21 protein-coding genes are annotated in these 24107 nt (G+C 65.3%); all 21 read left to right on the forward strand.

What is annotated here, in order from left to right; genetic code table 11:
- Position 1: 1 nt before the first annotated feature.
- Positions 2–766, forward strand: coding sequence for a Fe-S cluster assembly ATPase SufC (sufC, locus tag AC13FW_RS10755; RefSeq protein WP_282271346.1), 765 nt, complete (start codon positions 2–4; stop codon positions 764–766).
- Complete coding sequence (gene sufD / locus AC13FW_RS10760; RefSeq protein WP_482989049.1) at positions 766–2028, forward strand: Fe-S cluster assembly protein SufD; 1263 nt, start codon at positions 766–768, stop codon at positions 2026–2028. Before sufC ends, sufD begins: the two co-directional genes overlap by 1 nt.
- Entirely contained in the window at positions 2025–3281 is a 1257-nt protein-coding gene (locus AC13FW_RS10765) for a cysteine desulfurase (RefSeq protein WP_482989050.1), read from the forward strand. Before sufD ends, AC13FW_RS10765 begins: the two co-directional genes overlap by 4 nt.
- Positions 3282–3727: 446 nt before the next feature.
- Positions 3728–4246 carry a sigma-70 family RNA polymerase sigma factor gene (locus AC13FW_RS10770; RefSeq protein WP_296250674.1) on the forward strand — a complete coding sequence of 173 codons (519 nt, stop codon included), beginning with the start codon at positions 3728–3730 and terminating at the stop codon, positions 4244–4246.
- Entirely contained in the window at positions 4243–5190 is a 948-nt protein-coding gene (locus AC13FW_RS10775) for a FecR family protein (RefSeq protein WP_482989051.1), read from the forward strand. The genes AC13FW_RS10770 and AC13FW_RS10775 overlap by 4 nt, the downstream gene beginning before the upstream one ends.
- A gap of 70 nt (positions 5191–5260) precedes the next feature.
- On the forward strand, positions 5261–7963 hold the full coding sequence (locus tag AC13FW_RS10780; protein WP_482989052.1) for a TonB-dependent receptor: 2703 nt from the start codon (positions 5261–5263) through the stop codon (positions 7961–7963).
- 10 nt (positions 7964–7973) lie between these two features.
- Positions 7974–8567, forward strand: coding sequence for a biliverdin-producing heme oxygenase (locus AC13FW_RS10785; RefSeq protein WP_482989053.1), 594 nt, complete (start codon positions 7974–7976; stop codon positions 8565–8567).
- A 1-nt stretch (position 8568) separates the two neighbouring features.
- Entirely contained in the window at positions 8569–9696 is a 1128-nt protein-coding gene (locus AC13FW_RS10790; protein WP_482989054.1) for a TonB family protein, read from the forward strand.
- Between the two features lie 338 nt (positions 9697–10034).
- Positions 10035–10571, forward strand: coding sequence for a GNAT family N-acetyltransferase (locus tag AC13FW_RS10795; RefSeq protein ID WP_482989055.1), 537 nt, complete (start codon positions 10035–10037; stop codon positions 10569–10571).
- Positions 10568–10900: a non-heme iron oxygenase ferredoxin subunit gene (locus AC13FW_RS10800; RefSeq protein WP_282272227.1), complete on the forward strand. Its 333-nt coding sequence runs from the start codon at positions 10568–10570 to the stop codon at positions 10898–10900. Before AC13FW_RS10795 ends, AC13FW_RS10800 begins: the two co-directional genes overlap by 4 nt.
- 307 nt (positions 10901–11207) lie before the next feature.
- Entirely contained in the window at positions 11208–11648 is a 441-nt protein-coding gene (locus AC13FW_RS10805; RefSeq protein WP_482989056.1) for a hypothetical protein, read from the forward strand.
- Positions 11649–11773: 125 nt separating this feature from the next.
- Positions 11774–14083, forward strand: coding sequence for a TonB-dependent receptor (locus tag AC13FW_RS10810; RefSeq protein WP_482989057.1), 2310 nt, complete (start codon positions 11774–11776; stop codon positions 14081–14083).
- 144 nt (positions 14084–14227) lie between these two features.
- Entirely contained in the window at positions 14228–14935 is a 708-nt protein-coding gene (locus AC13FW_RS10815) for a tetratricopeptide repeat protein (RefSeq protein ID WP_482989058.1), read from the forward strand.
- Positions 14936–14956: 21 nt separating this feature from the next.
- Entirely contained in the window at positions 14957–15634 is a 678-nt protein-coding gene (locus tag AC13FW_RS10820) for a Fe2+-dependent dioxygenase (RefSeq protein WP_482989059.1), read from the forward strand.
- Between the two features lie 289 nt (positions 15635–15923).
- Entirely contained in the window at positions 15924–16337 is a 414-nt protein-coding gene (locus AC13FW_RS10825) for a hypothetical protein (protein WP_482989060.1), read from the forward strand.
- A 117-nt stretch (positions 16338–16454) separates the two neighbouring features.
- Positions 16455–18878 carry a TonB-dependent receptor domain-containing protein gene (locus AC13FW_RS10830; RefSeq protein ID WP_482989061.1) on the forward strand — a complete coding sequence of 808 codons (2424 nt, stop codon included), beginning with the start codon at positions 16455–16457 and terminating at the stop codon, positions 18876–18878.
- Positions 18879–19217: 339 nt separating this feature from the next.
- Positions 19218–19862 carry a PepSY-associated TM helix domain-containing protein gene (locus AC13FW_RS10835; protein ID WP_282272918.1) on the forward strand — a complete coding sequence of 215 codons (645 nt, stop codon included), beginning with the start codon at positions 19218–19220 and terminating at the stop codon, positions 19860–19862.
- A 25-nt stretch (positions 19863–19887) separates the two neighbouring features.
- The gene (locus tag AC13FW_RS10840; RefSeq protein WP_282272916.1) at positions 19888–20409 is read left to right on the forward strand and encodes a DUF2271 domain-containing protein; all 522 of its coding nucleotides are present in this window, start codon (positions 19888–19890) and stop codon (positions 20407–20409) included.
- Positions 20410–20434: 25 nt separating this feature from the next.
- Entirely contained in the window at positions 20435–21241 is an 807-nt protein-coding gene (locus AC13FW_RS10845) for a DUF4198 domain-containing protein (protein ID WP_482989062.1), read from the forward strand.
- 172 nt (positions 21242–21413) lie between these two features.
- On the forward strand, positions 21414–22394 hold the full coding sequence (locus tag AC13FW_RS10850) for an FAD:protein FMN transferase (RefSeq protein ID WP_482989100.1): 981 nt from the start codon (positions 21414–21416) through the stop codon (positions 22392–22394).
- A complete protein-coding gene (locus AC13FW_RS10855) occupies positions 22391–24001 on the forward strand; it encodes a sulfite reductase subunit alpha (RefSeq protein WP_482989063.1) in 1611 nt (536 codons plus the stop codon). Before AC13FW_RS10850 ends, AC13FW_RS10855 begins: the two co-directional genes overlap by 4 nt.
- The last annotated feature ends 106 nt before the right edge of the window (positions 24002–24107 follow it).

The raw sequence follows: 24107 nt of genomic DNA on the forward strand, positions 1-24107 counted from the left end.
CATGCTGAAGATCGAAAACCTCCACGCAAGCATCGGCGACAAGGAAATCCTCAAGGGCCTGTCGCTGGAAGTGAAGCCGGGCGAAGTGCACGCCATCATGGGCCCGAACGGCGCCGGCAAGTCCACCCTCGGCAATGTCCTGTCCGGCCGCGACGGCTACGACGTCACCGCTGGCAGCGTGCAGTTCGAAGATGGCGATCTGCTGGAGCTGGAACCGGAAGCACGCGCAGCCGCCGGCTTGTTCCTGGCCTTCCAATACCCGGTGGAAATCCCCGGCGTCAACAACACCTACTTCCTGCGTGCCGCGCTCAATGCGCAGCGCAAGGCACGTGGCGAGGAAGAACTGGACTCGATGCAGTTCCTCAAGCTGGTCCGGCAGAAGCTGGCCGTGCTGCACCTGAAGGACGAGCTGCTGCATCGCGGTGTCAACGAAGGTTTCTCCGGTGGCGAGAAGAAGCGCAACGAGATCTTCCAGCTGGCCGTGCTCGAACCGAAGCTGGCGATCCTCGACGAAACCGACTCCGGTCTGGACATCGATGCGCTGAAGAGCGTGGCCGATGGTGTCAACGCGCTGCGTTCGCCGGAGCGTTCGTTCCTGGTCATCACCCACTACCAGCGCCTGCTCGATTACATCAAGCCGGACGTGGTGCACGTATTGGCCGACGGCCGCATCGTCAAGACCGGTGGCCCGGAACTGGCGCTGGAGCTGGAAGCCCACGGTTATGACTTCCTGAAGGACCGCGTGGTCCGCGAGGCCGCCAAGTAATGAATGCCCTGCTCGATTCACTGGCCGGCACCTTCTGCGGCAGCAAGGAGCGCGCCGAGCTGCTTGAAGCCGCACTGAAAACCGGCCTGCCCGCCGCCCGCAACGAGGCCTGGAAGTACACCTCGCTGCGCCAGCTGGAGCGCCGCAGCTTCACCGCCGCGCCGCTGCGGGCCCCGGACATCGATGCCGCGCTGCTGGCTGACATCCCGTCGCCGCGCCTGGTCTTCGTCAACGGTCGCCACAGCGCTGCGTTGAGCGATCTGTCGTCGCTGGATGCCGGTGTGCAGGTGCGCACCTTGTCTACCGTGCAGGCCGAAGAACCCGAAGCGCTGCGTTTCCTCGGGCGTCGCTTCGAGCGCGCCGAGGAAGTGTTCGCCCAGCTCAATGCCGCACTCGCCGATGAAGGCGTGCTGGTGCAGGTCGCCGACGGCATCGTCAGCGAAACGCCGCTGCATCTGGTATTTGTCAGCGCGGCGGATTCCAGCGACCACGCCTGGCATCACCGTCACCTGATCGAGCTGCGCCGTGGCGCCGTATTCGGTCTGGTCGAGCACCACCTGCAGGCTGGCGACAGCGCACACCTGGACAACACCCTGGTCCACGTCCACATCGCCCAGGACGCCGTGCTGTCGCACGCCCGCGTGCAGGCCGACAGTGCGCGGGCCACCTCGCTGCTGCGCACCGACGCGGTATTGGCACGCGATGCGGAATACCGCCGCATCGACCTGGAGCTGGGTGCTGCGCTGAGCCGCCATGAGCTCAACGTGCGCCTGGAAGGCGACAACGCCAAGCTGACCGCCAATGGCGTGCTGCTGGGTACCGGCCGCCGCCATATTGATACCCGCCTTGGCATCGAGCACATCGCCAAGGACACCAGCGCCGAGCTGGTCTGGCGCGGCGTGGCGGCCAACCGCAGCCGCGTAGTGTTCCATGGCGGCATCGGTATCCGCGAAGGCGCCGATGGCACCGATGCCAACCTGTCCAACAAGAACCTGCTGCTGTCGGCCGATGCCGAGATCGATACCCAGCCGACGCTGGTGATCGACGCCGAAGAGGTCAAGGCGGCGCACGGTGCAACCGTCGGCCAGCTCGACGCAAACGCGTTGTTCTACCTGCGCTCGCGCGGCCTGCCGGCGGAAACCGCGCGCGCGATGCTCAGCGCTGCGTTCTGCCACGAGCCGCTGTCCGCGGTGGAAGGCGTCCTTACCGAAAAGCTGGCCCGCCACCTGGACCAGGCACTGCAACAGGCAGGCATGGCATGAATCTCAGTTCCCCGCGTCCGATCCACACTTCAGCTACCGCCCCCGATTGGGAGCGCGTGCGCGCCGATTTCCCGCTGCTGATGCGCGAAGTCAACGGCAAGCCGCTGGTGTATTTCGACAATGCCAACACCGCGCAGAAGCCGCTGTCGGTGATCGGCGCGGTGGACGAGTTCTACCGCCGTTACAACGCCAACGTCAGCCGCGCGGTGCATGCGCTCGGCACCGAAGCTACTGATGCCTACGAAGGCGCACGCACCAAGCTGGCGCGCTTCCTCAACGTGCGCAGCGATGAGCTGGTGCTGTGCAGCGGCACCACCTTCGCGATCAACCTGGTCGCGTACTCGTGGGCCTTGCCGCGCTTGAAGGCCGGCGATGTGATCGTGGTGTCGCGCATGGAGCACCACGCCAACATCGTGCCGTGGCAGCTGGTCGCCGAGCGCACTGGCGCGACCATCCGCGTGGCCGAGATCACGCCCGATGGCAGCCTCGACCTGGACGCGCTGCATGCAGCGATGACCCCGGAAGTGAAGCTGCTGGCGCTCACCCACGTGTCCAACGTGCTGGGCACCATCAATCCCGTGCGCGAGATCTGCCGCGAGGCGCGCAAGCGCGGCATCGTCACCGTGATCGACGGCTCACAGGCCGCACCGCACCTGAGCGTGGACGTTGCCGCCATCGGCTGCGATTTCTACGTGGTGACCGGCCACAAGATGTGCGGCCCGACCGGCACCGGCGCGTTGTGGGCACGCCGTGAGCATCTGCAGGACATGCCGCCTTTCCTTGGCGGCGGCGAGATGATCAAGGAAGTCAGCTTCGAAGGCACCGTGTTCAACGATGCCCCGCACAAGTTCGAAGCCGGCACGCCGAACATCGCCGGTTTCATCGGTCTGGGTGTGGCGGTGGATTACCTGGAAGCGCTGGGTCGCGAACACATCGAAGCCCGCGAACAGGAACTACTGGCCCACTTCACCGAAGAACTGCAGCGCGTTGAAGGCCTGCGCATCTTTGGCACCGCGCCGAACAAGGCGGCGGTGGTGTCGTTCCAGATCGAAGGCGCGCATGCGCACGACCTGGCGACCCTGCTCGACCTGCAAGGCGTCGCCGTGCGCTCTGGCCAGCACTGCGCACACCCGCTGCTGCAGTACTACGGTGTAGCGGCCACTTGCCGCGCTTCGCTGGCGTTCTACAACACGCATGAAGAGATCGAGTGCTTCATGGCGGCGTTGAAGAAAGTGCGCACCCTGTTGGGTTGAGCAGTCGCATTGTGTTTATGTGAGCCGCGAAGCCGATAGCACTACAGGCCGAAATTCAAGCAGCGAAAGCGCCCTCACCCCAACCCCTCTCCCGTAAACGGGAGAGGGGCTAAGACGCAGCGCTGCGTACTTGTAGGAGCGGCGTCAGCCGCGAAGCCACAAATCCAACAGCACAAAGCTCTACCCCTCCCCACCCCTCCCCTTGCCTTCGGCAAAGGGAGGGAGCGCATTGCTGGCTTCGGCGGCATCCTCGGCACTGCATTCGTTCTGGCTGTGGGAGCGCCGTAAGCCGCGAAGCAGGCGTCGCTGCAGCGCTCGTCGATACCGCGATCTGACAATCTGCCAGCTTCGCGGCTTACACCGCTCCCACAATCCACCAGAACCTCCCCGCTGCACAGCGCCCGTCACACATGCCATAATGCGAACAATTCGCATTTGCACGAACGATGAGCCCCGCGTCGTCTTCCCTCCTCGCCACCCTGTTCCGCGACCACCACCACTGGTTGCTGGCACGGCTGTGCCGTCAGCTGCGTTGCCGCTGGGATGCCGAAGACCTCACCGCCGAGACCTTCAGCCAGGTTGCGGCCTCGCGCACGCCACTGACCAGCATCGACGAACCGCGCGCGTTCCTGACCACCATTGCCAAGCGCCTGCTGTTCCATCTGCGTCGGCGCCGTGATCTGGAACAGGCCTGGCTGGAGCAGTTGCGGCACAGCCCTGAAGCGTTTTCACCCTCGCCGGAGGAACGTGCACTGCTGCTGGAGACCGTGCTGCTGGTCGATCGCAGCATGCAGTCGCTGCCGGCACCGGCGCGCGCCGCCTTCCTCTACAGCCAGCTCGATGGCATGGGCCACGAGCAGATCGCACAACAGCTTGGCGTATCGGTACGCACGGTCGGTCGCTACCTGCGCCAGGCCTGGAGCTGCTGCCTGCAGGACCTGCAGCACACGGATCTGGCTCCATGAGCGGGCAAGCGGCAAGGGACGCTGCCATCGACTGGATGGTGCTGCTGCAATCCGGCAGCGCCGATGCGGACAGCGAACAGCAGCTGCAGCGCTGGCTCGACGCCTCGGCCGAACATCGCCAGGCCTGGCAGCAGTTGCAGGAGATCCAGGGACGCTTCCAGCGCCTGCGCGAGGTTGCCCAGCGTCATCCCGGCCAGGATCAACAGGCGCGCGAACTGCTGCTGCGCCCGTCGCGGCGTGTCGCACTGCGCTCGCTGGCGGCCTTTGCACTCACCGCTGGCGGCGCCGCGTTGCTGGCCGACCACAAGTTCCCGCTGCGCGAACTCAGCGCCGACCTGCGCACCGCAACCGGGCAACGCCGCCGCTTTGCACTGGATGACGGCAGCACGCTCACCCTCGACGCGCGCAGCGCGATGGACCTGGATTTCGGTGCCAACCAGCGCCAACTGTGGCTGCGGCGCGGTCGCGCCTTGCTCGATATCGCCGCCGATCCTCGCCCCCTGCTGCTGCACAGCCTGCACACCAAGCTCAGCCTGCTGCGCGGCAAACTCATGGTCGAACGCTACGAGGCATCTACCCAGGTTGCCGTGCTCAGCGATCACGTCTTGATCGAAGACCAGCACGGCCATAGCCAGCGCCTGCTCGCTGGGGAAAGCGCACGCGTCGATGCCAGCGGCATCACCGCACTCGGCAGCAATCCGCTGCAGCTGACCGATTGGCTGCACGGGCGGGTCAGCCTCGACAATGCGCCGCTGCTCGATCTGGTCGAGCGCCTGCGCGCTTACCGCAGCGGCTTCCTGCGGGTGTCGCCAGAGGCCGCCGCATTGCGCGTGCAAGGCGTGTTCGCGCTGGATGACAGCGATCGCACGCTCGCCGCCCTGGCCGAAACCCTGCCCCTGCTGATCCGTTCCTACGGCCCGGTCACCCTGATCGAAAAAAAATAGCGTGAGCGTGTCCGGTTTCTCGCCTTCGATACACATCCCTATCCGAAACCCTCTTTCGGAAGCCGTATCGATGTCCGCCTCCCCCCTGCTTCGCCCTTCCTGCCTTGCCCTGGCCTTGTCGCTGGCCTGTGCCGTTCCGCTGGCCCACGCGCAAGCCGCAGCCGCCGATGCTGCAGTGCTCGACTACCAGATCGCCGCCGGCCCGCTAGGCACCAGCCTCAACCGCATCGCCGCCAGCGCCGGCCGCACCTTGTCGGTGGACCCCGCCCTGCTGCAGGGCAAGCAGGCCAAGGCCGTGCATGGCCAGTACTCGGTCGAACAGGCCGCCACCCAGGCGCTGCAGGGCAGCGGCCTGCAGCTGGTCACCACCGCCAGCGGCGCGCTGACCGTACAGCGCGCGCCGGCCAACGGCGTGGAACGCATCGGCACGCTGCGGGTGCAGGGTGACCAGGGAAACCGAACCCAGCTGGGCGATGACAGCCGCAATTCGGCCGACACGCCTTACACCTCCGCGCAGTCCGGCGCGCACCTGTCGCTGCAGCAGATCGAGCGTTCGCGCGGCACCCAGGCCGGTGACATCTTCAAGAGCGTGGCCGGCGTCATCAACGGCGACAACCGCAATTCCGGTGCGCTCGATCTGAACATCCGCGGCATGCAGGGCTTCAACCGCGTGCCGGTGCTGATCGACGGCAGCCAGCAGCAGGTCACCGTCTACCGCGGCTATGCCGGCGTGGCCGGGCGCAGCTATATCGACCCGGACATGATTGGCGGCATCGATATCCAGAAGGGCCCGACCGGCGGTGCCGAAGGCGTCGGCGCGATCGGCGGCGTGGTCAGCATGCGCACCTTGAACGCCGAGGACATCATCACCGGCGACAAGGATTGGGGCATCCGCCTCAAAGGCAGCTTCAGCGACAATTCGACTTCGCCGCCGCCGGCCTTCACCACTGGCGGCCTGCGCAATGGCGGTCGCTTCGTCACCGACTGCGGTGGCGGTGAGATCTGCAGCCCCAAACCCCTGCCGACCGAATTTGCCGACGACACCGGCATGGACCGCCCATCCACCGGCAAGCCGACCGGCGGCAGTGGCAGCATCGCCGCCGCCAAACGCTGGGAGCACTTTGAAGTGGTGGGCGTGTTCGCACGCCGCAAGACCGGCAACTACTTCGCCGGCGAAGGCGGTCCGGACGCCCCCCAGCCGATCTTCAGCAACGAGCGCGTCACCAACATCTTCGGCTGGTGGACCGACTACACCAACGTCAGCTTCAGCGGCCTCAACCGCTTCCGTGCCGGCGAAGAAGTACTCAACACCTCGGTCGACAACCAGTCGTGGCTGTTCAAGGCAACCTGGAAACCCAGCCCCGACCAGGCGCTGGAAGTGGGCCGCATGAAGTACCAGAGCCGCTACGGCGAGCTGATGCCGTCGGCCATCCTGCGTGGCGAGGGCGCGCTGCAATCGGCGCTCAGCGATGTCGATGCCGACACCTGGACCGCACGCTACCGCTGGCAGCCGGCCAACGATCTGATCGACTTCAAGGCCAATGCCTGGCGCACCGCCCTGGACAACACCATCCGCAACGTCTACTCGTTCCCGACGCTGCCGCCCGAGTACACCTATATCGAGACCACCTACCGCCAGGCCGAGCGCTGGGGCATCGATGCCACCAATACCTCGCGCTTCATCACCGCCTGGGGCGACGTCGCCCTGCAGTACGGCTTCACCCACGGCAAGGAAGACGTGCATCCGATCAGCGCCAAGCAGAGCTTCAGCAGCAACAACGCCAAGCGTGAGGAAAGCAGCCTGTTCGCCAGCGCCGAGTGGGTGCCGACCGATTGGCTGAAATTCGATGCAGCGGTACGCCACACCCGCTACAAGAGCTATGACCGCGAGATCACCCGCCTGCCATCGCAGACCCGTCCCATCACCTATACCGACGTCCACCTGCAGGGCAAGGCCAGCGGCAATGCGCCGATCGCGGCGATCACCTTCACCCCGTTCGAGGGCGTGCAGGTCTATGCCCGCTATGCCGAAGCACTGCGCATGCCCGGTCTGTTCGAGACCAGCTCCGGCCCGGTGCCCACGACGTTCGCAATGGACCTGCGCCCGGAACACGCCAAGAACCGCGAGTACGGCATCAACCTGCTGCGCGACGGCCTGTTCGCCGAAGGCGACCAGGCTCGCCTGAAGCTGGCCTACTTCGACAACCACGTGAAGGATTACCTGACCCGCACCACCGTGCAATTGGAGGGTTGGGTGTCGTCACCGGTAATCGAGAACATCGACAACGCCGACTTCAAGGGCTACGAGATCACCGCCGAGTACCGCACGCCGCGCTTCTTCAGTGAGCTGTCCGGCAGCTATTACACCTATACCAACTTCTGCCACAGCGAGCGCGCCTATCCGACCAAGTCGGAGCGCTGCCATCCGGGCGGCGTCACCGACAGTTATGCCAGCAACCATGTCCCGCCGCGCGCCTCCGGTGCGCTGACGCTGGGCACGCATCAACTGGACCAGCGGCTGACTGCCGGTGGCCGGCTCAGCTACACCGGCAACCGGCCGACCCTGCCGCGTGCAAGCAGCATCATCCCGGTAGTGGATTGGGGTTCCTACGTGCTGGTCGATCTGTTCGCCAACTACCGCATCAACGAGCACGTCGCGCTCGACCTGAGCGTGGACAACCTCACCGACCGCTACTACATGGACGCGATGACGCTGGGCCTGATGCCCTCGCCGGGCCGCACGGTGCGCATGGGCTTCACCGTCAACTTCTGAGGAACCGTATATGTCCGCTTCCCCAATGCTGCTGGAACTCAGCCGCAGCCAACGTTTGAAGGCCGCCACCCACGGCACCCACGAGCGGCTGGACCAACGCATCATGCGCGGCGAACCGTTCGCCTCGCTTGAGAACTACCGGCGCTTCCTGCGCGTGCAGTACCGCTTCCACCGTGACCTGGCGGTGCTGTATTCGCTGCCTGCGCTGCAAGGCCTGTTGCCGGACCTGGCCGAACGCCAGCGCCTGCAGCAGCTGCAGCAGGATCTGCTCGATCTGGGTGAAGCCCTGCCCGCCGATGACAATGCCGCCTTGAGCAGCGACATCGACCCGGCCACCGCGCTGGGTTGGCTGTACGTGGTCGAAGGCTCCAACCTCGGCGCTGCCATCCTGTTCAAGCTGGCAGCGAAGATCGGCCTGGATGCCAACCACGGCGCGCGCCACCTGGCCGGGCATCTGGACGGCCGCGCGCGTCATTGGCGGCGCTTCACCGAAGCACTGGATGGCAACGCGCTGGATGCCGAGCAGGAGCAGCGCATGGTGGCCGGTGCCACCGCGGCGTTCCAGCGCGTGCATGGCTACGTCGAGCAGGCCTTTGCCGACTGAAATGGAAGCAACGCTGAGCACCGCTCCAGCCCAGCCACGGCGCAACCGCGCCGTGCGCGTGGGCTATCTGCTGCTGGGCGTGTTGATGGTGGCACTGGGCATCATCGGCGCATTGCTGCCGGTGATGCCCACCACCATCTTCATGATCCTGGCGGCTGCCTGCTTCGGCCGTTCCTCGCCGCGCTTCGAACGCTGGTTGCTGCAGCACCCGCAGTTCGGCCCGCCATTGCGGCTGTGGCGTGAGCAGGGTGCGATGTCCAAGCGCGCCAAGGCGTTTGCCTGCGGCGGCATGGCGCTTGGCTTTGCCATGTTCTGGTACTTCGCGCATCCATCGCTGCTGCTGTGGCTGGCGGTTGCGGTTGGCATGGGTGGCTGCGCGCTGTATCTGTTGACCCGGCCGCTGCCGCGCGGCGTGGCCGACGTTCCATCCCCGGAGTCGGAAGAGCGCGGTATCCGCTCGATCGCCGCAACCGTCACCGTGCTGCTGCACGTCGGTCTGTTCGCGCTGCTGCTGTGGAGCCGGGCGCCATCAATCGATCCTCCATTGATGGAACCGGCCGAGCGCACGCAACTGGTGATGCTGCCGCCACGTGCACCGGAGCAACCACTGGAGGAAGTGATTGCACCCACGCCCTCTGCCGCGGCTTCGGCGACGAAACAGAAGCCCGAACCGCCACGCCCAGTGCCGCCATCGCCACCGCGCGCCGCCGCCAATTGGATCGTTCCGCCGCCGACGCCGCCGCAGCCCGTGCAGCAGGCGCTTGCCCCGCAGCAACAGGAGGCCTCGATAGCGGCCGCCCCGGTCACGCCACCGCTGCCCACCGGCCCCAGCGTGGCCAACCCCGGCAAGGACAGTTGGGAAGGCCGGGTCATGGCCAAGCTTGAACGGCATCGCCGCTATCCCAATGCCGCCCGCGCGCGCCGCGAACAAGGCGTCGCCCACATCCGGGTCAGCCTCGCCCGTGATGGCTCGGTGCTGTCGTTGGCGTTGGAGCAGACCTCCGGTTCGGCCATGCTCGATCAGGCCGCATTGGATACCTTCCGCCGCGCCGCGCCATTGCCGGCGGTGCCTGAAGCACGCAAGGCACCGCTGGAGCTGTCGTTCCCGGTCGAGTTCTTCATGCGCTGAGGGCAAGGCAAACGACGCACTTGTAGGAGCGGCGTAAGCCGCGAAGCTGAAAGTCCAACAGCAAAAGCGCTACCCCTCCCCAACCCTCCCCTTGCCTGCGGCAAAGGGAGGGAGCAAAGCCCGGCAAACGCTTCACCTGTAGTGCCGACCCATGCTCGGCAAGGGCTTCACCGGTAACGCCTCAGCCGAACATGGCTCGGCTCTACACAAGTGACGCCCCTGCTGCATCAACTTGCGAAGAGCCCCCCCAGCCCTCCCCTTGCCTGCGGCAAAGGGAGGGAGCACAGCACAGGACTCCTCCCATCGTCCGTTCCAGCTCCCGGCGCTAGAATGGCCGCATGAACACGCTGACTTTCCGCCCCGCTACCGCCGCCGATATCCCGGCCCTGATCGACCTAGTCACCTCCGCCTACCGTGGCGACGCCTCCCGCGTTGGCTGGACCACCGAAGCCGACCTGCTGGATGGCCAGCGCATCGACGCCGCCGGTATCCAGGCGGATCTGGACCGCCCGCGCAGCGTCATCCTGGTCGTCGAACAAGGCGGCCAACTGCAGGCCTGCTGCCATATCGCCGATGAAAACGGCCACGGTTACTTCGGCATGTTCTCGGTCAGCCCCCGCGCCCAGGGCGGCGGCATCGGCAAGCAGTTGATGCAGCGCGCCGAACAGCACGCCGCCGAGCAGTGGCAGCTGCCCACCATGCAGATGACGGTGATCGATTGCCGCGATGAGCTGATCGCCTTCTACGAACGCCGCGGCTACGTGCGCACCGGCATCAAGAAGCCGTTCCCGTATGGCGACGAACGCTTCGGCATTCCCAAGCGCGACGACCTGCAGTTCGAGATCCTGGAAAAGCCGCTCGGGGCCGCCGCATGAGCGAGACCTGGACCTTCATCTGTGCCAGCGAAGAACTGCTGCCGGGCGAACTGAAGACCGGCTTCGACGAGGTCACCGGCTCACCGATCGTCGTGTTCAACCTGGACGGCGAACTGTATGCGTTGGAAGACCAGTGCACGCACGAGGAGTTCGAGCTGTCCTCCGGCACCTTGGACCCGGATGAAGGCAGCATCGAGTGCATCCTGCATGGCGCCCGTTTCGACATCCGCGACGGCCGCGCCCTGTGCGCACCGGCCTATACGGCGGTGCCCAAGTTCCCGGTCAAGCGCGAACACGGCGGCATCTGGTCGCGTGACGACCGCGACTGAGCTGGTCACCAACGGGGGCAACAAAGACGCGATCGCGTCCTCTCCAGGAAGCCGGGACAAAGCGCGGTATCTGCCCCCCTTCCCTCCAGAGCAGCCCAAGCCCGCATTGGCGTGATCCGACCTGACGGATAGCGGGCTGCGGCGTGGACAGCCGATTCATCCATCGCGGCCGCCCCGTCCCCGGAAGAACCGTACCCGGAAGATAGCTGAGGTATACCCAGTACCTAAGAATTGAAAACGCAAACAATTCTCAATAAGATGCGCATCTGTCGCGATAACGCGAAATTAACGGTCTGCGCTTTTCCCCATGTCCTCCCCATCCGCCAAGGCTCAACTGCTGACTGTCGCCACCGTGCGGCGGCGCCTGCCTTGGCTGATGCTGGTGTTCGGCATGTTGCTGGTCTGGGCCGTGGCGTTGCAGGCCAAGGCGGTGGTCACCGCCCCGCCGACAATGGAAGCGTTCGACCAGGTACTGGTTTCGCCTGAACCCGGTCATCCGCAGCACCCGCTGGAAATGGCCGCCATCAGCGAATCCGGCGGCGAGTCCTCCCGCCTGACCCGGCCGCGCCCGGCAGCCATGCTGTCCAGCCCGGTTCCACTGGTTCCGTTTACCCCCAGCCGCGTCTTCATGACTGCCGCCAGCGACACGCTGCTGCAGCACGCGGTTGAACGCGCCCAACGCTATCCGTTGGCGCCCTACCTGCTGCTCAATCCCGGCCACGCCCCGCCGCGCGCCCACGCCGCCTAAGCAGCATCAGGCGAACCTGCGCGTTCAGCGCGCGCCGCCTTCGATACCTTCGCTTTCCACTTCCGCCCGCGGCGCCATCGGCCCGCCAGGCCAACCTGTTCCTTTTCCCCCGGATATACCCATCCATGACCCATATCAAGACCCGCAAGTACGCCCCGCGCGCCACCATGCTCGCCACCGCCACTCTGGCTGCCGGCTTCTCGCCGCTGACCGCCTTTGCCGCCGAAGGCGACGCCGACTCTGCCAAGAACAAAGCCACCGATCTGGACAAGGTGCAGGTCCGCGGCAGCTGGTTCGCGCCGTCCTCACCCAAGTTCACCGCTGAACTGCTGGATACGCCGAAGTCGGTGTCCGTGGTCACCGAGAAGACCATCCAGGAAATCGGCGCAACCAACCTGGTCGACGCACTGCGCATGGTTCCGGGTATCACCTTCGGTGCCGGCGAAGGCGGCAACTCCACCGGCGATCGTCCGTTCCTGCGCGGCTTCGATGGCCAGAGCAACATGTTCGTCGATGGCCTGCGCGACGTTGGTACGCAGACCCGCGAAGTGTTCGACCTGGAGCAGCTGGAAGTGGTCAAGGGCCCGAGCTCGGCCTACGGTGGCCGTGATTCAGGCGGCGGCAGCATCAACCTGGTCAGCAAGACGCCGAAGCTGAAGAACGAAACCAGCGCCAGCATGGGCATCGGTACCGACAGCTATGCGCGCGGCACCGTCGATGCCAACTACGTGCTGGGCGATGGCATCGCCGCACGTTTGAACCTGCTCAAGCACGAATCTGACATCGCCGGCCGTGATGCCGCCAATGTCAGCCGCTGGGGTATCGCACCCTCCATCGCCTTCGGCCTGAACGGCCCGCTGCAGCTGATCGCCAGCCACTACCACCTGGAAACCGACGACCTGCCCGACGCAGGTGGCTTCCCGTACGGCGACCCGGCGACCAAGACCACCGTTGGCGCACCGCTGGTTCCGAACCGCAACAACTACTACGGTCTGATCGACCGTGACTTCCAGCGCACCCGTGCCGACATCAGCACCCTGGACGCCAGCTACTCGTTCGGTGAACACAAGCTGCGCAACATCGCGCGCCTGGGCAACACCAGCAATGACTACCTGTGGACCCAGCCGGATGACAGCAAGAACAACCCGAACCTGTATGGCACCCTGTGGCGTCGTACCAACAACCGCGCGATCGACACCAAGACCTTCGCCGACCAGCTGAGCCTGACCGGTGCATTCCAGACCGGTAGCCTGAAGCACAGCTACAGCGCCGGCGTTGAGTACAGCGAAGAAAAGAGCAGCAAGGGCAGCTACGTGATCGGCGGTGCCGGCACCAACAATCCGGTGGCTCCGACCAACACGCCCCAAGCCTGCAACCCGGCGTTGGGTACCGGTGCCGCCACCGGCTACAACTGCACCGATTTCTACAACCCGAACCCGAATGATCCGTGGTCGGCCACCCATCCGGTGACCCGCAGCAACAAGGCGCTGGATATCGAGCAGACCACCAAGACCAAGTCGGTGTATGCGTTCGATACCATCGAACTGAGCGAAAAATGGCTCGTCAACCTCGGCCTGCGCTGGGACGACTACGACACCGAGCAGGTCACCCCGGTCCTGAACAAGGCCCCGACCGTGCTGCGCAACAGCGACGGCTTCCTGAACTACCAGGCTGGCGTGGTATTCAAGCCAACCGCCAATGGCAGCATCTACCTGTCCTACGGCACCTCCTCGACCCCGCCGGGCATGGACAGCGGTGAAGGCAATGACTCGATCAGCGCCGCCATCCAGAACCTGAAGCCGCAGGAAACCAAGAACTTCGAAATCGGCAGCAAGTGGGACCTGTTCGACAAGCGCTTGAACCTGACCGCCGCCATCTTCCACACCGAGATGAGCAATGCGCGTGTCACCGTCGACTCCGGCGCTACCGAAAATGCCGGCAAGAAGGCGATCAATGGTCTTGAACTGGGCGTCAGCGGCCAGATCACCGACAGCTGGAACGTCTCCGGCGGCTACACCTACATGGACTCGGAGCTGAAGGACAACGGCTTTGTCTGCGGCGTCACCGTGCCGCGCGGCCAGCCTTGCCCGGCAGGCAAGTACATCGTCTCGCCGAACAACGGCAACATGTTCCCGAACACCCCGAAGCATGCCGCGACCTTGTGGACCACCTATGCACTGCCGTTCGGCCTGACCATCGGTGGTGGCGCCAGCTACGTCGACAAGCAGTACGGCGATGCGGCCAACACCAAGTGGATCCCGAGCTACACCCGTTGGGACGCCATGATCGGTTACGCCATCCAGGACAACATCAGCCTGCAGTTGAACGTGCAGAACCTGACCGACAAGATCTACTTCACCAAGGCCTATGCCTCGCACTACGCGAGCATCGCCCCGGGCCGCGCGGCCACCCTGGCGCTGAACGTCAAGTTCTGATCCAGGCATGACCAGCAACGGCGGCAGGTGCAAAACCTGCCTCCGTTGTGCTTTTCGTCGCTGCCGCGACAGGCGACGGCAATCCCCAGCAATGGCTACCATCAGCGATCAAACGCCGATCAACGCCGGTCACAGGCAAAACTGATGTCCAACTCCTTTCCAAGCGATGCCGCCGCACTGGCGCAGCAACTGCGGGACGACCCGCAAGGCACGTTCGCGCAGATCCGGGAGGCAGCACTGAGCGGCCAGCTGGATGCACAACTGCTGCTGGCCCAGCTCTACATCGAAGGCAAAGGCGTGACACGCGATGAACACGCCGCCCTGCTCTGGTACGAAACCGCCGCCAACAACGGCAGCGCACTGGCAATGAACATGCTGGGCCGCTGCCATGAGCTGGGCCAGGGCTGTGCACCTGACGCCACGCTGGCAGCGGTCTGGTATCGCAATGCCGCCGAAGCCGGTCTGGACTGGGGCATGTACAACCACGCCAACCTGCTCGCCACCGGCCGTGGCGTCGCGCAAGACCGGGCCAAGGCGCTGGCGCTGTATACGCAGGCCGCCCACATGGGCCATGCCAAATCAATGAACCTGCTGGCCCGGCATCTGGAAGACGGGCTGGATATCGAACGCGACCCACAAGCGGCACTGGCCTGGTATCAGCGTTCGGCCGAAGCCGGTGATTTCCGCGGCCAGGCCAACCTCGCCTCCATCCTGCTGCAGCAGGGCCAGATCGAGCAGGCCGTGCATTGGCTGCGGCTGGCACTTGCCAATGGCAGCCCAGCGTTCATGGCGCATATCGTGCCGGAACTGGCCGCTTCTCCCCATCCGCAGATCCGCGCACTGGTCGCCTGAGCCAGGCGCCGAGGAACTTCCATGCTGCTGCATATCCCCAACGTACTCAGCCCCGAACAAGTCGCCCTGTTCCGCCAGAAACTGGATGCGGCCGACTGGACCGACGGTCGCGAAACCGTGGGCCATCTCGGCACCCACGCCAAGCGCAACGAGCAGCTGCCGGAGAACTCCGCGCTGCGCCGCGAACTGGGCGAGACCGTGCTGCTGGCACTGGCCAGCAATCCCTCCTTCTTCAGCGCGGCGCTGCCGTTGAAGTACCTGCCGCCGCGCTTCAACCGCTACAGCGGCGGCGGCACCTACGGCTTCCATGTCGATGGCTCGGTGATGAACCTGGGCCAGGGCGAGCAGCTGCGCTCGGATGTGTCCTGCACCCTGTTCCTGTGCGAGCCGGAAGAGTACGAAGGCGGCGAGCTGATCATCGCCGACACCTATGGCGAGCACGAAGTGAAGCTGCCGGCCGGTGACCTGGTGGTGTACCCGTCCAGCAGCCTGCACAAAGTGCAGCCGGTAACACGCGGCGCGCGGCTGGCCTCGTTCTTCTGGGTGCAGAGCATGGTCCGCGACGATGCGCACCGGCGCCTGCTGTGGGAAATGGATACCTCCATCCAGCAGCTGACCCAGGATTGCCCGCAGCACCCTTCCTTGGTCAGTCTGACCGGGATCTATCACAACCTGCTGCGGCAATGGGCCGAGACCTGAACTCCTTCACCCCGGCCTCAACGCGAAGCGGCAACAAGACCGTAGCCCGGGTAAGCGCAGCGCACCCGGGGCGCTTGGCGGAAGCCTGAAAGACCGGGCAATTCGTACCCCCGTGTGCGCTGCGCTTACCCGGGCTACAGAACCTCGGCTATTGAAGCGCTGGCAGTACGACGATTGACATTCGTCATGTTGATAGCAATTCTCATTTGCAAAAGTTAACGAATCGTATCTACAATGCCGCACCGCGAACGCCGGCCCCTGTCGCCGCGTCCGCAATCCGGGGATACGAATGCAGCAACCACGGCGCCAGCACGCACAGCACAACGCCGTTTCCGGCGCTGTCAGCCTGCGTCCGCTGGCTTTGTGCATGCTGTTGCTGGTGTCGCTGCTGGCTGCCCTGTGCCAGAGCGGTACCCAGCTGTCCCGGCTCGGCCTGGCCCAGAGCGGTCATGCCTCGGCGCCGGCCGAAGAACGTCAGGGCGGCGAACGCCACCTGGAAGAAGAAAGCCCGGCCAAGCTGCGCCGGGTCGCACAGCTGCGCGCACCCCGCGCCGCCCTGCCCCTGCCAAGCGTCCAGCAGCTGCTGTCTGCAGCGGACGACTTCAGCCCCATCCGCACGGTCATCCCGGCATCCGCGCCGGTCATTGCCCATGCGCTGGCCAGTCCGCGCCAGCAACGCGGGCAGGCGCCACCGTTGAGCTGACGCTCCGCGCGTAGTCGTTTCCGCTTCCCCCCGCTCTTCTTCCCAGCTCGCCCCTGCACGCGTCCGCGCCTGCGGTGGTGGCGGCTGCAACCTGCATTCCTTGATCGAGGTATTCCCATGGCCCTGCGCCAGCGTCACCGTGTGTCCGTTTCCCGCCACCTGCTCAGCCTCGCCGTGCTCGGCGCCATCAGCGCCAGCGCCCATGCCAACGGCAGCGGCGCGCCAACCACGCTGGACAAGGTCGTCGTCACCGCCAGCGGCTTCGAGCAGAAGATCACCGATGCCCCGGCCAGCATCTCGGTCATCACCCAGGAAGAACTGGCCAAGCGCCCATACATCACCCTGCTCGATGCCGTGCGTGACCTGGAAGGCGTGGACGTGGGCGAAACCCGCGACAAGACCGGCCAGGGCAGCATCTCGATGCGCGGCATGGGCTCGGACTACACCCTGATCTTGATCAACGGCCGCCGCCAGAACAACCACGGCGACATCTACCCGAACAACTTCGGCGGCAACCAGTTCAACCACATCCCGCCGCTGGATGCGATCGAGCGCATCGAAGTGATCCGCGGCCCCGCCTCCACCCTGTACGGCGCAGATGCAATGGGCGGCGTGATCAATGTCATCACCAAGCGCACCCTGGACAGCTGGCACGGCTCGGCCACCCTGGCCGGCAGCTTTGAAACCGATGACCAGTTCGGCGACGACCGTACCGCCGACCTGTTCATCACCGGCCCGCTGCTGCCGGGCAAGCTCAACCTCAGCGCGCGCGCCAGCTGGTATGACCGCGATGCCTCAAATCCGACCTACTCCCCGGTGACCGATCCGGCCGGTGTCGAGCACACCCCTCCGTTGGGCTTTGGTGGTGGCGGCAAGACCGTGGACAACACCAACAAGGCCGGCGGCATCACCTTGTCGTGGACCCCGACCGAGGCGCAGACCATCACCCTGGACTACGACACCTCGCGTCAGGAATACGACAATTCGATCAAGATCAACGACAGTGGTGTTGAGGAGTATCCGGTCGGTACGGTCGACAACATCAACAGCATCTGGCGTAGCAGCAATTTCTGCCGCAACGGCGTTGGCAACACTGCCGACCGCTGCAGCGCCAGTGGTGGCACCTGGGCACGGCGCGCCGATCCGCGCGTTGGCTATAGCGCGAATCAGGAGTTTACGCGCGACGCCTGGGCGCTGACCCACGAAGGCAAGTGGGGCTTCGGCAACAGCTTCGTCTCGCTGGCGCATGTGGCTACCAACAATGACGGCCGCACCATGCCGTTCACCGTTGCCGAGCGCGAGCACCTGCTGCAGATGATCGACGGCACCGGTGCCTACGCCGGCATGAGTCTGGCCGATCGTCGTGCGCTGGCCGCTTCCACCTTCCTGCCGCGGCCCAAGCGCGTACTGGAAAGCGCGCAGTACACCTTCGACGCCAAGGTCGACATGCCGTTCCAGGCTGCCGGCGAACACGTTGCGGTGTTCGGCACCCAGGTGATCCGTGGCGAACTGACCGACGGCGTATTCGGTACCGAAGCCGGCGATCCGGGCCGCAAGCAGGAACACAACATGTACTCGCTGTTCGCCGAGGACACCTGGACCGTGATCGAGCCGCTGGCCATCACCTACGGCCTGCGCTTCGACGACCATGAAGTGTTCGGCGACCACCTGAGCCCGCGCCTGTACGGCGTGTACACCGTCAATCCGCAGTGGACGGTCAAGGGCGGTGTCAGCACCGGCTTCAAGACCCCCAAGACCACCCAGCTGTATGACGGCGTCACCGGCTTTGGCGGCCAGGGCACCTCGCCGATGTTCGGCAACCCGGACCTGAAGCCTGAGACCAGCACCAGCACCGAACTGGCGGTGTACTGGCAGCACCCGGATGGCCATAACTTCAACGCCACCCTGTTCCACAACAAGTTCGACGACAAGATATCCACCACCCAACCCTGCGGCGCCGGCCTGACCCTGGCCTGCACCAGCACCGGCGAGTACGCCGATCTGGGCTATGCGACCAGCACCAAGACGGTGAACATCGACGAAGTAGTGATCCAAGGTGCGGAAGTGGCCGGCCGCTGGGAGATCAGCGACCGCTTCGGCCTGCGCGCCAACTACACCTATACCGACAGCGAGCAGAAGAGCGGCGCACAGAAGGGCCTGCCGCTGGGCAACAGTGCCAAACACATGGCCAATGCCACCTTCGACTGGCAGGTAAGCGACCGCTTCAGCCTGTTCGTGAGCAGCGAAGCCCGCTCCAAGCGCTTCAGCGGTGTCAGCGCGGTGACCCGCGAAGAGCTCTACTTCAAGGACTACACCGTATTCCATCTGGGCGCATCGTTCCAGGCGACCCAGTGGATGAAGATCAACGCCCGCATCAACAACCTGCTGGACCGCGACTTCACCACGTACCAGGCCACCTTCACCGACCTCGACGGTGACGATGCCTACGCCGACAACACCAATGAAGTACTGTTCAAGGACGACTACAACAACAAGGACAAGGCACGCAGCTTCTGGCTGAGCGTGAACCTGAGCTTCTAACGGTTGCGCCCCTCCCTTGTGCGCAGCACAGGGGAGGGTTGCGGAGGGGTAGCTCCCAGCTTCTGCTTCCCCGTGTCAACGCAGCACGTCCTCAAGCGTTACCAGCACTAGCAGAACCGCCCCCTCCCTTTCACGCAGTAAAGGGAAGGGCTGGGGAGGGGTAGCTTTTGATCTTGCTTCTGACTTGAAGCAAAGAACCCAAGCAACAGCCAGATCAAAAGCTACCCCTCCCCGGCCCTCCCCTTGCCTACGGCAAAGGGAGGGGGCGAAGCACCTTTACAAATTGCGAATCATTCTCATTAGTGCTCTAATCGTCGTCCTTTCATAATCCCGATTCCCGTGTCCGCAGACCGCAGCACCGCCACCACCGTGCAACAACAGGCCAGCCGTGGTTTCTGGTTGCGCACCCTGCATCAGTGGCACTGGATCAGCTCGGCGGTCTGCCTGATCGGCATGCTGTTGTTCTCCCTGACCGGCATCACCTTGAACCACGCGTCCAAGATCGAAGCCAAGCCGCAGGTGCAGAACCAGCAACTGGAGCTGCCCGCCCCGGTGCTCAAGGCCCTGGGTGATCGCGAAGACGGCAATGCGCCGCTGCCAGCGCGCGTCGCCGACTGGTTGTCCAATCGTCTGGAAGTGTCGATCGGCAGCCGCGAGGCCGAGTGGTCGCCGGAAGAAATCTACCTGTCCATGCCTGGCCCCGGCAGTGATGCCTGGTTGAGCATCGACCGCGAAACCGGCGCGGTGGAGTTCGAAAAGACTCGCCGCGGCTGGGTTTCCTACTTCAATGACCTGCACAAGGGCCGCAATGCGGGCCCGGGCTGGGGCTGGTTCCTCGACGTGTTCGCGGTGGCCTGCCTGGTGTTCTGCATCACTGGCCTGTTCCTGTTGCACCTGCATGCGCGGCAGCGGCGCATGACCTGGCCGCTGGTCGGCCTGGGCCTGCTGATCCCGCTGCTGATCGCCCTGCTCCTCATCCATTGACCGTCTTTCTCTCCGGAGTCGCACCATGCGCGTCACCCTGACCATCGCCCTGAGTGGCCTGATCGCCACTGCTCCTGCCGCCTACGCCGCCAGCCTCGACGTCAACGTCGAAGTGCCCAAGCTCAACGTGGCCGAATACCACCGCCCCTATGTCGCGGTGTGGATCGAAGGTGCCGACCAGCAGGTCGCCGCCAACCTGTCGGTCTGGTACCAGCTCCGGGACACCGCCGAAGGCCATGGCACCAAGTGGTTGCCGGACCTGCGCCAGTGGTGGCGCAAGAGCGGCCGTACCCTGCAGGTGCCGGTCGATGGCGTGACCGGCCCGACCCGCCCGGTCGGCAAGCACCAGCTCAGCTTCAGCGACCGCCAGCCGCAGCTGCGCGCCCTGCCCGCCGGCCAGTACTCGCTGGTGGTGGAAGCCGCGCGCGAAGTCGGTGGCCGCGAACTGGTCAAGATTCCCTTCACCTGGCCGGCCCGTGCGGCGCAGAACGGCAGTGCCCAAGGCACCTCCGAACTCGGCGCCGTCACCCTTGCCGTCAAGCCCTGATCCCCATTACCAACGGAGCCAACCGATGAAGCGTTCCCTCCTGCTTGCTGCCACCATCGCCGCCGTGCTGCCCTTCTCCGCCGCCGCCCACAAGGCCTGGCTGCAGCCGTCGCAGACCGTGATTGCCGGTACCAACCCGTGGATCACCGTGGACGCCGCCGTGTCCAACGACCTGTTCTACTTCAACCATGTGCCGCTGCGCCTGGACAACCTGGTGATCACCGCACCGGACGGCAGCACCGTGCAGCCGCAGAATGCCGCCACCGGCAAGTACCGCAGCGTGTTCGACGTCGAACTGACCCAGCAGGGCACCTACCGCCTGGCCACCGTCAATGCCGGGCTGTCGGCCAACTGGCAGGAAGACGGCAAGCCCAAGCGCTGGCGCGGTAACGCTGCCACCTTCGCCACCGAAGTACCGAAGGACGCCACGGACCTGAAGGTCTCCGAGACCGCCGGCCGTATCGAAACCTTCGTCACCAACGGCAAGCCGAACGACACCGCGCTGCAGCCGACCGGCAAGGGCATGGAACTGGTTGCCCTGGGCCACCCGAACGACCTGTTCGCCGGTGAGCAGGCCAAGTTCAAGCTGCTGGTCGATGGCAAGCCGCACGCTGGGCTGGAAGTCGAGATCACCCGTGGCGGCACCCGTTACCGCAACGCCCAGGAAGAGATCAAGGTCACCACCGACGCCAACGGCGAGTTCTCGGTGACCTGGCCGCAGGCTGGCATGTACTGGCTGGAAACCGGCACCGAGGACAACAAGACCTCGATCCCGCAGGCCAGCGTCCGCCGCCTGAGCTACGTAGGCACGCTGGAAGTGCTGCCGCAGTAAGGCTCTAAAAGCCCCTCTCCCGCCGGGAGAGGGGTTGGGGTGAGGGCAAGGCGAAGCCGGGCTCCTGAAGCCGCGGCAGACCCACAAAAGCAAAAGCTCCCCTCATCCGCCCCTTCGGGGCACCTTCTCCCGCCTGCGGGAGAAGGGACCAACTGCACCCAGACAGTTTCCGATACCGATGTCTTCCAACTCCGACATCGCCGCCCTTGGCGGCCACACCATGGGCACCAGCTGGAGCGTCAAGCTGGTGGCTGCACGCAGCCGTGACCTGCATCCGCTGCATGCCGGCATCCAGGCCGAGCTCGATCGCGTGGTCGCGCAGATGAGCACCTGGGAATCGGATTCGGACATCAGCCGCTACAACCGTGCCGCCGCCAACAGCTGGCATGCACTGCCCGATGATTTCTGGACCGTGCTCAGTACTGCGCACGACATCGCCGAACGCAGCGCTGGCGCCTTCGATCCCAGCATCGGGCCCTTGGTCGCGCTGTGGGGCTTTGGCGCCGATGCGGGCGCGCAGGCGGTGCCTGATCCGGCGCGCCTGGCCGAGGTTGCAGCAGGCTGCGGCTGGAACAAACTGCAGTTGGATCCGCAGGCACAGAGCGCGCTGCAACCCGGCGGCCTGCAGCTGGACCTGTCGGCCATCGCCAAGGGCTACGGCGTGGATCTGGTCAGCGCCTGGCTGCGCCGTATCGGCATCAGCGCCGCGCTGGTCGAAGTCGGCGGCGAACTGCATGGCTATGGTTTGAAGCCGGACGGCCAGCCCTGGCGCGTGCTGGTCGAATCCGCACCGGAAGAAGACGCCGGCGCAGAGTATCCGCCACGCGTGCTGGCGCTCGATGATCTGGCGGTTGCCACCTCCGGCGACCGCTGGCACCAGTTCGAACGCGATGGCGTTTCCTACAGCCACACCCTGGACCCACGCAGCCATGCGCCGGTCAGCAGGGCCGCTGCAGCGGTCACCGTGATCGCCCGTGAGGCCATGCACGCCGATGCCTGGGCAACCGCACTCACCGTGATGGGCGCCGATGAAGGCCTGGCCTTCGCCAACCAACATGATCTGGCTGCGCGTTTCATCACCCGCGCCGATACTGGGCTTGTGGAAACCATGACCCCCGCCTTCCAGCGTTACCTGGACGCCAGCACGCAATGAATCCCAATCGTTCCACGCGTGCACTGCTCGGCAATCTCGCCGTTGGCCTGGGCCTGCTGCTGATCGCGCTGTTGCTGTTGCGCTTGCATCTTGGCGAACGCTGGTGGCCGGCGGCGCCATTGGCACCACAGTGGTGGATGGCGGTGGCAGCGTTGGCGATCTATGCGGCGGCCTGCTTCGCGCTGTGGTGGTGTACCCGCCAACGCGATGACGATGGCGGTGACAGCAAGGAGCCACCGATCCTGGTCGCCTGGTCCAGCCAGACTGGCTTTGCCCAACAACTGGCACAGCGCACCGCCGCGCATCTGCGCGCAGCCGGTCACAAGATCCGACTGCGCGCCATCGACCAGGTCGATGCTGCCCTGCTCTGCAACAGCCGCCAGGCCTTGTTCATCGCCGCCACCACCGGCGAAGGCGATCCGCCGGACCACGCTCTCGCCTTCCTCAGCCGGGTAATGCCGCAGCCCTTGAAGCTTCCGCAGCTGCAGTACGCCGTGCTGGCGCTCGGCGACAAGACCTATGAGCACTACTGCGCATTCGGCCATCAGCTCGATGAGTGGCTGCGCACGCATGGCGCACAGCCGCTGTTCGATACAGTGGAAGTGGACAACGCCGATGCTGACGCGCTGCGCCATTGGCAGCAGCTGCTTGGCCAGCTTGGCGGCGAAGCCGCCAACGCAACAGACTGGAGTGCACCGGCCTATCAATCATGGCTGCTGCGCAGGCGCGACGTGCTGAATCCCGACAGCGTTGGCGGCAAGGTATTCCACCTGCAGCTGCAGCCCGCGGACGGAAAGCTGCAGACCTGGCAGGCCGGCGACATCGCCGAAATCGGCCCGCGTCAGTCCGCCGCTGCGGTGACGCAGTGGCTGCAGGCAAACAGTTTCGACGCTGCAACCGTACTGGCTGACGGCCGCACGCTGGGGGACGCCCTGGCCCGCTCCTATCTGCCCGACAGCGCCGATAGCCGCGACGCCAATGCCCTTGCCGCCAGCCTCAAACCACTGCCGCACCGCGAATACTCAATTGCCTCGATGCCAGGCGAAGGCAGCCTGCAACTGATGTTGCGCCGGCAACTGCGCCCGGACGGCACGCCCGGCCTGGCCAGCGGTTGGCTATGCGATTACACCGCTATCGGCGACAGCATTGATCTGCGCCTGCGCAGCAACAGCAACTTCCATCCGCCGGGCAATGACGCACCACTGATCCTGATCGGCAACGGCACCGGCATCGCCGGCCTGCGTGCACATCTGCGTGCACGCATCGATGCCGGCGCGCGACGCAACTGGCTGCTGTTCGGCGAACGCAATGCGGCCCACGATTTCCATTTCGGTGAAGAGCTGCAGCAATGGCAGCGCGAGGGCGGAATCGAACGACTGGATACAGTGTTCAGTCGCGATGACGGCGACTTCCGTTACGTGCAGGACGCACTGGCCGCGCATAGCGACGTGCTACGGCAATGGCTGGATGACGGCGCCACCATCCTGGTCTGCGGCAGCCTGCAAGGCATGGCCCCGGCGGTCGACAAGGTCATCATCGACACGATTGGCGAAGATGCGCATCAAGCATTGCGCATAGCCGGCCGCTACCGCCGCGACGTGTACTGACCGTCGGCCATAAAGCCCCACCTGTAGTGGGGGGGGGGGGGGGGGGGGGGGGGGGGGGCGGGGGGGGGGGCGCGGGGGGGGGGGGGGGGCGGCGGGGGGACCGGGG

The organism is Stenotrophomonas sp. 21LCFQ19, from assembly GCF_056861425.1.

What these genes read in the sequence shown, in the direction of transcription:
- sufC (WP_282271346.1), top strand. Translation starts at nt 2, where the DNA reads ATGCTGAAGATCGAAAACCTCCACGCAAGCATCGGCGACAAGGAAATC.
- sufD (WP_482989049.1), top strand. Translation starts at nt 766, where the DNA reads ATGAATGCCCTGCTCGATTCACTGGCCGGCACCTTCTGCGGCAGCAAG.
- AC13FW_RS10765 (WP_482989050.1), top strand. Translation starts at nt 2,025, where the DNA reads ATGAATCTCAGTTCCCCGCGTCCGATCCACACTTCAGCTACCGCCCCC.
- AC13FW_RS10770 (WP_296250674.1), top strand. Translation starts at nt 3,728, where the DNA reads ATGAGCCCCGCGTCGTCTTCCCTCCTCGCCACCCTGTTCCGCGACCAC.
- AC13FW_RS10775 (WP_482989051.1), top strand. Translation starts at nt 4,243, where the DNA reads ATGAGCGGGCAAGCGGCAAGGGACGCTGCCATCGACTGGATGGTGCTG.
- AC13FW_RS10780 (WP_482989052.1), top strand. Translation starts at nt 5,261, where the DNA reads ATGTCCGCCTCCCCCCTGCTTCGCCCTTCCTGCCTTGCCCTGGCCTTG.
- AC13FW_RS10785 (WP_482989053.1), top strand. Translation starts at nt 7,974, where the DNA reads ATGTCCGCTTCCCCAATGCTGCTGGAACTCAGCCGCAGCCAACGTTTG.
- AC13FW_RS10790 (WP_482989054.1), top strand. Translation starts at nt 8,569, where the DNA reads ATGGAAGCAACGCTGAGCACCGCTCCAGCCCAGCCACGGCGCAACCGC.
- AC13FW_RS10795 (WP_482989055.1), top strand. Translation starts at nt 10,035, where the DNA reads ATGAACACGCTGACTTTCCGCCCCGCTACCGCCGCCGATATCCCGGCC.
- AC13FW_RS10800 (WP_282272227.1), top strand. Translation starts at nt 10,568, where the DNA reads ATGAGCGAGACCTGGACCTTCATCTGTGCCAGCGAAGAACTGCTGCCG.
- AC13FW_RS10805 (WP_482989056.1), top strand. Translation starts at nt 11,208, where the DNA reads ATGTCCTCCCCATCCGCCAAGGCTCAACTGCTGACTGTCGCCACCGTG.
- AC13FW_RS10810 (WP_482989057.1), top strand. Translation starts at nt 11,774, where the DNA reads ATGACCCATATCAAGACCCGCAAGTACGCCCCGCGCGCCACCATGCTC.
- AC13FW_RS10815 (WP_482989058.1), top strand. Translation starts at nt 14,228, where the DNA reads ATGTCCAACTCCTTTCCAAGCGATGCCGCCGCACTGGCGCAGCAACTG.
- AC13FW_RS10820 (WP_482989059.1), top strand. Translation starts at nt 14,957, where the DNA reads ATGCTGCTGCATATCCCCAACGTACTCAGCCCCGAACAAGTCGCCCTG.
- AC13FW_RS10825 (WP_482989060.1), top strand. Translation starts at nt 15,924, where the DNA reads ATGCAGCAACCACGGCGCCAGCACGCACAGCACAACGCCGTTTCCGGC.
- AC13FW_RS10830 (WP_482989061.1), top strand. Translation starts at nt 16,455, where the DNA reads ATGGCCCTGCGCCAGCGTCACCGTGTGTCCGTTTCCCGCCACCTGCTC.
- AC13FW_RS10840 (WP_282272916.1), top strand. Translation starts at nt 19,888, where the DNA reads ATGCGCGTCACCCTGACCATCGCCCTGAGTGGCCTGATCGCCACTGCT.
- AC13FW_RS10845 (WP_482989062.1), top strand. Translation starts at nt 20,435, where the DNA reads ATGAAGCGTTCCCTCCTGCTTGCTGCCACCATCGCCGCCGTGCTGCCC.
- AC13FW_RS10855 (WP_482989063.1), top strand. Translation starts at nt 22,391, where the DNA reads ATGAATCCCAATCGTTCCACGCGTGCACTGCTCGGCAATCTCGCCGTT.